At 69.9% G+C, this 8,174-nt stretch carries 7 protein-coding genes; 1 reads left to right on the forward strand and 6 read right to left on the reverse strand.

What is annotated here, in order from left to right; translation table 11 throughout:
- Window positions 1–1,539: Zn-binding domain-containing protein (locus E1286_RS43895; protein ID WP_246075669.1), on the forward strand; the 1,539-nt coding region annotated here is incomplete at its 5' end.
- A gap of 142 nt (window positions 1,540–1,681) precedes the next feature.
- Here the strand turns inward: E1286_RS43895 and E1286_RS51590 are convergent.
- The 6 genes from E1286_RS51590 to E1286_RS43925 form a co-directional block, all read right to left on the reverse strand.
- The gene (locus E1286_RS51590) at window positions 1,682–2,260 is read right to left on the reverse strand and encodes an Rv3654c family TadE-like protein (RefSeq protein ID WP_281282853.1); all 579 of its coding nucleotides are present in this window, start codon (window positions 2,258–2,260) and stop codon (window positions 1,682–1,684) included.
- Window positions 2,257–2,649: a TadE family type IV pilus minor pilin gene (locus tag E1286_RS51595; RefSeq protein WP_342776328.1), complete on the reverse strand. Its 393-nt coding sequence runs from the start codon at window positions 2,647–2,649 to the stop codon at window positions 2,257–2,259. The genes E1286_RS51590 and E1286_RS51595 overlap by 4 nt, the downstream gene beginning before the upstream one ends.
- The gene (locus E1286_RS51600) at window positions 2,646–3,047 is read right to left on the reverse strand and encodes a DUF4244 domain-containing protein (RefSeq protein WP_281282854.1); all 402 of its coding nucleotides are present in this window, start codon (window positions 3,045–3,047) and stop codon (window positions 2,646–2,648) included. Before E1286_RS51600 ends, E1286_RS51595 begins: the two co-directional genes overlap by 4 nt.
- A gap of 439 nt (window positions 3,048–3,486) precedes the next feature.
- A complete protein-coding gene (locus E1286_RS50975; protein WP_246075670.1) occupies window positions 3,487–3,891 on the reverse strand; it encodes a type II secretion system F family protein in 405 nt (134 codons plus the stop codon).
- A 982-nt stretch (window positions 3,892–4,873) separates the two neighbouring features.
- The gene (locus E1286_RS43920; RefSeq protein WP_132622836.1) at window positions 4,874–5,590 is read right to left on the reverse strand and encodes a type II secretion system F family protein; all 717 of its coding nucleotides are present in this window, start codon (window positions 5,588–5,590) and stop codon (window positions 4,874–4,876) included.
- 602 nt (window positions 5,591–6,192) lie between these two features.
- Window positions 6,193–7,494, reverse strand: a complete 1,302-nt coding sequence (locus E1286_RS43925) for a TadA family conjugal transfer-associated ATPase (RefSeq protein WP_132622837.1) — start codon at window positions 7,492–7,494, stop codon at window positions 6,193–6,195.
- Between the last annotated feature and the right edge of the window lie 680 nt (window positions 7,495–8,174).

The raw sequence follows: 8,174 nt of genomic DNA on the forward strand, positions 1-8,174 counted from the left end.
GATCCATCCGATTCCCCCCGTACCCCCACCGGCGCTGCCGAGCCGTCCAGCACCGACGGCTCGCCCGATCTCCCCGCCTCGGCTCCCCTGTCCGAGCCCGTCGGAGGCGAGGGCTCGGCGGGGCCGGGCTCGTCCGCCGCGATACAGGGCACTTCCGCAGCAAGCCCCTTCGGCTGGAACCTCGCGGACGGCGAACGGGCGGACCTGGCCGAGCTCCCCGACAAGATCGCCGCCTACCGCGCCGGCTACCTCGCCGAGGACCGCCGGCTCCTCGAGAAGGCCCTCCGCGCGGGCACCATCATGGGCCTGGCCACCACGAACGCCCTCGAGCTCGGCGTGGACGTCTCCGGCCTCGACGCCGTGCTCATCGCCGGCTGGCCCGGCACGCGGGCCTCCTTCTGGCAGCAGGCCGGGCGAGCGGGCCGCGACGGCCGGGACGCGCTGGCCGTACTGATCGCACGCGACGACCCGCTGGACACCTACCTCGTCCACCACCCCCAGGCCCTGTTCGGGCAGCCTGTCGAGGCGATCGTCCTCGATCCGGACAACCCGTACGTGCTGGGCCCCCACCTCTGCGCCGCCGCTGCCGAGATCCCGCTGACCGAGGACGACTTGTCCGTCTTCGGCTCCACCACCGCGGACGTCCTGGACGACCTCGTCAAAGAGAACCTGCTCAGGAGGCGCCAGGCGGGATGGTTCTGGACCAGGCGCGAGCGCGCCACCGACCTCGCCGACATCCGCGGCGGCGGAGGCGCCCCGATCCAGGTCGTGGAGTCGTCCACCGGTCGGCTCCTGGGCAGCGTGGACGAGCCCTCCGCCCACTCCACGGTCCACACCGGCGCGGTCTACCTCCACCAGGGCGAGACCTTCCTGGTGGAGCTGCTCGACCTGGACGCCGGCGTGGCCCTCGTCTCCAGTGGGAACCCGGACTACACGACGTTCGCTCGTGACATCACCGACATCTCCATCCTCTCCACCGAGCGCTCTCACCCCCTTGGCCCCGGCACTCTGCACTTCGGCGAGGTCGAGGTGACGCGGCAGGTTGTCTCGTACCTCAAGAGGCGCCTCCAATCAGGTGAGGTGCTCGGCGACGAACCCCTGGAGCTGCCGCCCCGCACCCTCCGCACCCGTGCCGTCTGGTGGACACTGCCCGCCTCGGCCGTGGCCCCGCTCGCGGAGGCGGGCATCGACCTCGGCGGTGCAGCCCACGCCGCCGAACACGCCTCCATCGGTCTGCTCCCCCTCTTCGCCACCTGCGACCGCTGGGACATCGGCGGCGTCTCCACGGAACTGCACGCCGACACGGGCCTGCTCACAGTCTTCGTGTACGACGGCCACGAGGGCGGCGCCGGCTTCGCCGAACGCGGCTACGCCCGCGCGACCGACTGGCTGACGGCCACGCGCGAGGCGATCACGTCCTGCGAGTGCGAACGCGGCTGCCCCTCCTGCATCCAGTCGCCGAAATGCGGCAACGGCAACGAACCCCTCGACAAACGAGGCGCCATCCGCCTCCTCAACACCCTTCTCACGCCCGAATAGCCCATGCCCTCTTGGCGTCGCCGATCTACACTCGCGGCCGTGACTCCGCACCGACGTGGCGGCCCCTTCCACGACGCACCTCACCTCCTTGATCGCTGTCTCGGCCACCGGCGCAGCGGCGGGTCGAGCCCCGCTGCTGAAGTCATCGGACCTCCGCGATGGAACTCGGATCTGCCGGGGCAGCGCGCGATCTACCCGTCACGGTGCGGCGTCCTGACAACGGAACCGAGATCGACAACGCGGTCCAGACATCGACGACGTCGCCGGTGAGCGTGCACCGGGTCAGCTCGACGCCGTTCTGCTCGGCGAGTGTGGAGGCTCTGTCGCAGGCGCCCTCTGGATCGATCACGGCCAGCCGTGCCGCGGCGAGGGCACTCAGGTCAGCGGCGCTGGTGACGCGATGGCGTGCCACGCGTACGGAACCCACGGTGGCGAAAACCATGGCGATCGCCATCAGGAGCCCCATGAGCGCCACGCCCCAGAGCGTGGCCGATCCACGCTCCCGGGCAGAACCACGCCCACCGGCAACGCCGCGCTCCCTCGAAGAGCCTGGCTCTCCGCCCAAGCCACGCCCTGTCACGGAGGCACACCCCGATGCCGAGCCGTGCTCTCTCACGGGACCTCGCCCTCCAATCGGTGTCTCCTTGTTGAGTGGTCGGGTGCCCGGCCTGTCAGGAGTTCGGCCCCTGACAGGCCAGGGCTTGGTGGGTTGAGCCCTCACTGAGGGACGTCGGGTTCGGTGTCGGCGGTGGCCGTGGCTGATACGCGGACGGCGGGGAGTGAGTGCCCCCAGGCTGGTCGTACTTCTACGGTGATCTGGACTTTGGTGAGCTCCGAGTCGCGGGATACGGCTACTTCGGCTTGTGGGGTGGTGGATGCGCGGGCGAAATCGCGGACTTGGTCGAGTGGCTCGCCTCTGGCTGCGGCCCGCGCCGCCGCGCGGGCCGCGTCGACGCATTCGAGCTGCGCACCGACTGCTTGGATGGCCCACAGGGCTGCGGCCAGGACGACCATGAGGGCGGGCAGCATCGCAGCGGTCTCGGCCGTCACCGAACCCCGCGATGCCGGCCTCCTACCGCTCGTGCAAGGCCGCGACGGGCCGGGGGTCACTTCTGCGCGGTGTTGAGTGCGCGCTCGATGAGCGACGTCAGCATCTCCTGGACCTCCGTACTGCTCACCACCTTGAACAGGATCGCGGCGAAGGCGCAGGCCGCGATGGTGCCCACGGCGTATTCGGCTGTGGACATGCCGCGCTCGCGGTTGACGCTCGCGTGGTGGAGCCACTTGTTGAAGCGCGGCCTTGTGGTGGTCGCGGGCCGGTCTCGGCGGTTGGGGAGTGATCGCTCGCTTGGGCTGGTGCTGGAGTGGTCAGGCTGGTCTGTGGCAGTGGGCTCGGAGGTCTCGGGCGTGCTTGGAACGAGTGTCATGGTGTCGTTCGACGTGGTCGGGTGAGTTTCGTCGGCTGGGGCGGCTTTGATGTCGTCGGGCGTCGTGGCGGGACTGTGCATCGTGCCTCCAGGTGGGTCGGGGCCGGGGTCTCGCCCCGGCGGGAGTCCAAGGGTCGCCGAAGCGGGGTGGCGAGCAAGGGCCCGAGTGGCGTTCTGTGGATAACTCGATTGGACGGGGTTGTGTGCTGTGGATGAGACCTGGATTCCGTCGGTGTGGCCGGACCCGTCTCCGGTGACATGTGTCCAGACCTGTGGATGGAGCGCTGGGCCTTGGTGGCCCGTGGCGCGTCAGGTCCGTCGTCCGCGACGGTGCGCCGGCGACGCTTCTCGGGGACGGTGACTGGCCGGCGCTGTCCAGGGGCACTGGTCGGCCAGCGGTTGTTCTCAAAGGGCGGCGGTCGGTCTCGGTCCCGACTGAAGGCGGCCCGCGGTGCGACCTCATCGCACGATGACCGTTGACCCGCGATCCCGGCTTGCCGGAGATGACGGCCGGAGCGTTCTACGGGAGGACGATGGTGGAAGCCAGACCGGCTATGACCGGGATGATGCCGAGCAGGACGAAGGCCGGGAGGAAGCACAGGCCCAACGGGGCGACGGCCTTCACGCCGACGCTTCGCGCCGCGGCGACGGCCGACGCCCTGGCGGCCTCGCGGGCGTCGTCCGCCAGGCGTGTCAGTACGTCGGCCACAGGGGCGCCGCTCTGAGCCGCTCGGCTCATGGCTCGGGCGAGTTGGCCTGTGGCCGGGTCCTTGGCGAGGACGGCCCAGGTCGGTTCAGGGTCGGCGCCCAGACGTAGCTGGCTGCTGACCCATGTGAGGCGGCGGCCGAGTGGGCCGCCGACCGCGTTCGCGGCGATCTCGGTGGCGGCGCTCACCGGTCGTCCGGCCAGGAGGCAGGCGGTCATCAGATCGGCGGCGAACGGAAGGTCCGCGACTATGCGCTGACGCTCTTGCCGGACGTGGTCGGATTCCCTGCGGTGAAGGAACACCGCGACCGCCGGGGTGATGAGCAGGCCGGCTATGGCTCCCGCGTAACCACCGACGAGGAGTGCCGATAGGAGACCGGCGGCTCCTGCTGAGAGCACTGTTCTGCGGGTGAGGCGGTTCGGGTGTGTGTCAGCGGAGTGCAGCCACGCCGGCTGCGGCTCGTCCTTTGCGGCTGGAGGGATGGCGCACTGCGGTTCTTGCAGGCCGGCTCGATGCCGGGCATGCGCAGGAGTCGCTGAACGGAGCCGGGCCAGGCGCTCTGCGGGTGTTCTTGGTGAGAGCCAGAGCCAGGCAGCCGCGCCGGCACACAAGGCGGACAGGAGGGTCTGAAGCATGGACGGATCCGAATCTTTGAGGCGTGTTGTGAGCGCGGTGATGACCGGTTGCGGCCTGATGGCGGGTCATGACCGGATGACGCGATTGCGCCCGGCCTCCGGCAGGGATCTGATCGCTAGCCGGATGGTCGGCCTGGCGAGCATCTGACGGCCATCCAGGTGTTCAGCTTCGGGCAGCAGACGTGTCCTCCGGGTTATAGCCCCCGCCGGCCATCACCATGAATGAGCGCGTCAGGCACCAGGGATCGACGGTTTCGCCGGAAACGAATGACCTGGCACGTCGTCAGCCCATCGACCTGACAACCCTCCACGACGCCGCCCCCGGAGCAAGGCAGTCATCCAAGGGGTCAGCCGGCGGCCAGACGGACTTCCCGGCGGACGTCCTCGGGACCAGGCCCTCTGGCCAACCCGCTGCAGGACCACATATCCCCTCATCGAGAGACCCAGGGACCAAGCCGTCGGGCGATCGGCCCCGACACCCGGCCGTCTGGATGGCCTGAGTCGCGTGGTCGGTGGCCGGCCAAGTTCCCGGATGACCGGCCCTCACAAGAGGCGGACAGTCGGGTCATGTCTGGGCCCTCGTGGCCATGCGGTTGGTCCACCAGAGGCCGCAGGCGTCGAGGGCCACCCCTGCGAACAGGCACATCAGCCCTGGGAGGCTGCCGAGCAGGAAGTCAAGGGGGCGCATGTTCAGGGCTGCGGCCATGAGGAGGCCGAGGGCAGGGAGGAAGGCCAGCATGCGGGCTGTGGTGCGAGGGCCTGCCAGTTGGGCTGCGACGTCTTGGCGGTGGGCCTGGGCGGCGCGTTGAGTCTGCGCCACGCGGTCGACCAGGGCGGCCATGCCGGCGCCCACAGTGGTGCCGACCTCCCAGCACGTCGCCAGCCGGTGAAGGCCCTCCCCACCTTCGGGTGGCGCCGACGAGAGAAGCGCTGCCGGAACGTCGCCGCCGTCTCTGGCTGCGGCGATGACCTGGCGCATGGCATCGGGATCGGGAAAGTCCACTGCGGCGACGGCTCTGGTGAGGGCCTCGCCCGGTGTACGGCCTGCGGAGAGTTCCGCCGAGAGGGATTGGCAGAGCTCGATCGACGCGCGTCGCCAGGTGTCCGCGCGGTGCCCGGGGCTGGAGCGGGTGAGCAGGCCGCTCAGTGAGCGCCAGTAAGGGTCAGGGCGTGCTGTGAGCGGCCGTAGGAGGCGACTCAAGCGGGTCGTGGCCACGTCGGGGCCTGTCCACAGCCAAACGGCGAGGCCTGTGGACAACGCAGACACCAGCGCGCTGGTCATGATCGATCGTGTTCCTTCGATGGCGTTGTCTGGGGGCTGATCAGCGTTCTGTCGATGCCGCTGTCCGAACGCTGATCAGGGTTCTTCTATGGCGGTGTCCAAACCCCTGATCAGAACTCCGTCCACGGCGGTGTTCGCACCCTGACCAGCGTTCCTTCCACGGCGATGTCCGCATGCCCGTCAGAGTTCGTTCCACAGCGGTGTCCGCATGCCCATCAGAGTTCCGTCCACAGCGGTGTCCGCACCCTGACCAGGGTCCCTTCCACGGCGATGTCCGCAAGCTCCTCAAGGTTCCTTCCACAGCGGTGTCCGGACGCTGATCAATGTTGGCGTCGAACACGGCTGCCTTGAGCTGGGCCCGGGTTCGGTGCGCGCGTCGGGCGGCGCGGCAAGCGCTCGGTCCGTCACGGTGTGGCCGTCGGCCGAACGGGTCGTGCGTGCTGTCCTACGGCACGTCCTTCACCGTGGTGGGCTCCTTCCCGCGGACCCGCCTGAACCTGGGTGTCCTCATCCGATGTGCCCGCCTGAACCTGGGGTGTCCTCGTCCGAGTGACTGTCCGGACGGTGACCGACGTTGCTCCGCGGCCGTGTCCTCATGGTGATCAACGGTGGTTCGTGGGTGGGCCTGATCGGAGCGGCGGTGAGTGGGGCGGCGTCAGGAGGGCTCTGTGGGTTAGGGCTTCGTAGCCGGGGCCGGGGCGGGTGCGCCCTTCGGCGTCGAAGGTGAGGGCGGGGACTGCCTCGACGAAGCCGGATGGCGTCCGGTGGAGCAGACAGATCTCGGCGATGCGTCTTCGCCCGTCAGGACGGCCACGGGTGAGGTGGATGACGGCGTCGAGTGCGGCGGCGAGCTGGCTGTGGACGGCCTCTCTGCTCAGTCCGGCGGCGCAGCCCAGTGCCTCCAGGCGCGGTGGTACGTCGGCCGCGGTGTTGGCGTGCAAGGTGCCGCAGCCGCCTTCGTGGCCGGTGTTCAGGGCGGCCAGGAGGTCGACGACCTCCGCCCCGCGTACTTCTCCGACTACCAGGCGGTCGGGGCGCATTCTGAGCGCCTGCCGTACGAGGTCGCGCAAGCCCACTCCTCCTGCGCCCTCCAGGTTGGCCGGACGGGTCTCCAGGCGTACGACATGTGGGTGGAGCGGGCGGAGCTCGGCGGAGTCCTCCACCAACAGGAGACGGTCGCCCGGATCCGCGAGGGAGAGCAGGGCGGACAGGAGGGTCGTCTTGCCGGTGCCGGTACCGCCCGTCACGAGGAAAGCGAGCCTGGCGGTGACCATGGCGGTGAGTACGGGGATCGCCGACGGGGCGATGGTGCCCGCCGAGACCAGGTCGGTCAGGGTGAACGTACGTCTCGGTGGCAGTCGGAGGGAGACGCAGGTGCCGCCGGAGGCGACTGGCGGCAACACCGCATGGAGCCGGACTCCTCCTGGCAGGCGGGCGTCGACGTAGGGTGAGGCGTCATCGAGGCGTCGCCCCGCTGCGGTGGCCAGGCGTTGGGCCAATCTGCGTACCGCTCCGTCGTCGGCGAAGGTGACCGGCGTGCGGCGCAAGCCGGCGCCGTCGTCCACCCACACCTCCCGGGGGCCGTTGACGAGGACGTCGGTCACGTCGGGTTGGGCAAGCAGGGGTTCGAGGGGCCCCGCGCCGATGAGGTCGGCGCAGAGGGCGCGGGCCACGGCCAGGATCTCCGCGTCGCCGTAGACGGCTTTCTCGGCCCTGAGGGCGACGGCGACCTGGGCTGCGCTGGGCTCGACGCCGGTCCGTGCGAGGCGTACCCGGACGGCCTCGACCAGCTCGGGGGAAACGCGCGCAGGAGCCGTTGACCCAGGGGGGCCTGCTGTAGGCGTTCTGGATACAGGCGTCCCCGGCGCGCCCGGTGCAGGGATCGCCGCAGGCGCATACGACATGGAAGAAGCCGCCGTGGTCGAAGAGGCAGCGCGTGAAGGCGCTGCTGAGGCCACCGCGGAGTGGCCGGGCACGCAGGTCGCATCTGGGCGCGGAAGGACTGCTCCGGGGTTTGCCTGAACCCTTATGGAGTGCACTGACACTGCGGTGGGATGCGTGGGAACCGTCCTGAGCCGCTCTGTGGCAGCCGTAGAAACCTCCGCAGGCCGTCGAAAAGCGATCGTGGAATCCGCGGAAACCACCGTGGGATCCACGGGGACCGCCGCAGAGTGCGCGAAAGCCTCCACAACAGGCGCGGTGACCCTTCCGGGGTGCGTCGGAGCCGGTCCGGGATACGCGGAGACCGTCTCCGGACGCGCAGAGACCGCCCCCGGACGCGCAAGGACTGCTCCCGGATGAGGTGAGACCCCTCCAGCAGGCGTGGAGACCGTTCCGGGACGCGCAGAAGCCGTTCCCGGACGCACAGGGACTGTTCCTGAGTTAGCCGGGACCCTTTCGGCAGCACATGCGGTGACCGTTTCCGGATGCGCAGAAAGCGCTCCCGGGCGCGCAGAGACCGTTCCACGTTGCGTTTCGAGCCTTTCGGGGCGCGCCGACACTGCCGCCGGGTGTGCGGAGACCGCTTCTCGATGCGGTTGGACGCGTTCGAGGGGCGTGGGGGCCGGTCCAGGATGTGTGGGGG

Source organism: Nonomuraea terrae (assembly GCF_004348995.1).
Classification (GTDB): Bacteria; Actinomycetota; Actinomycetes; order Streptosporangiales; family Streptosporangiaceae; genus Nonomuraea; species Nonomuraea terrae.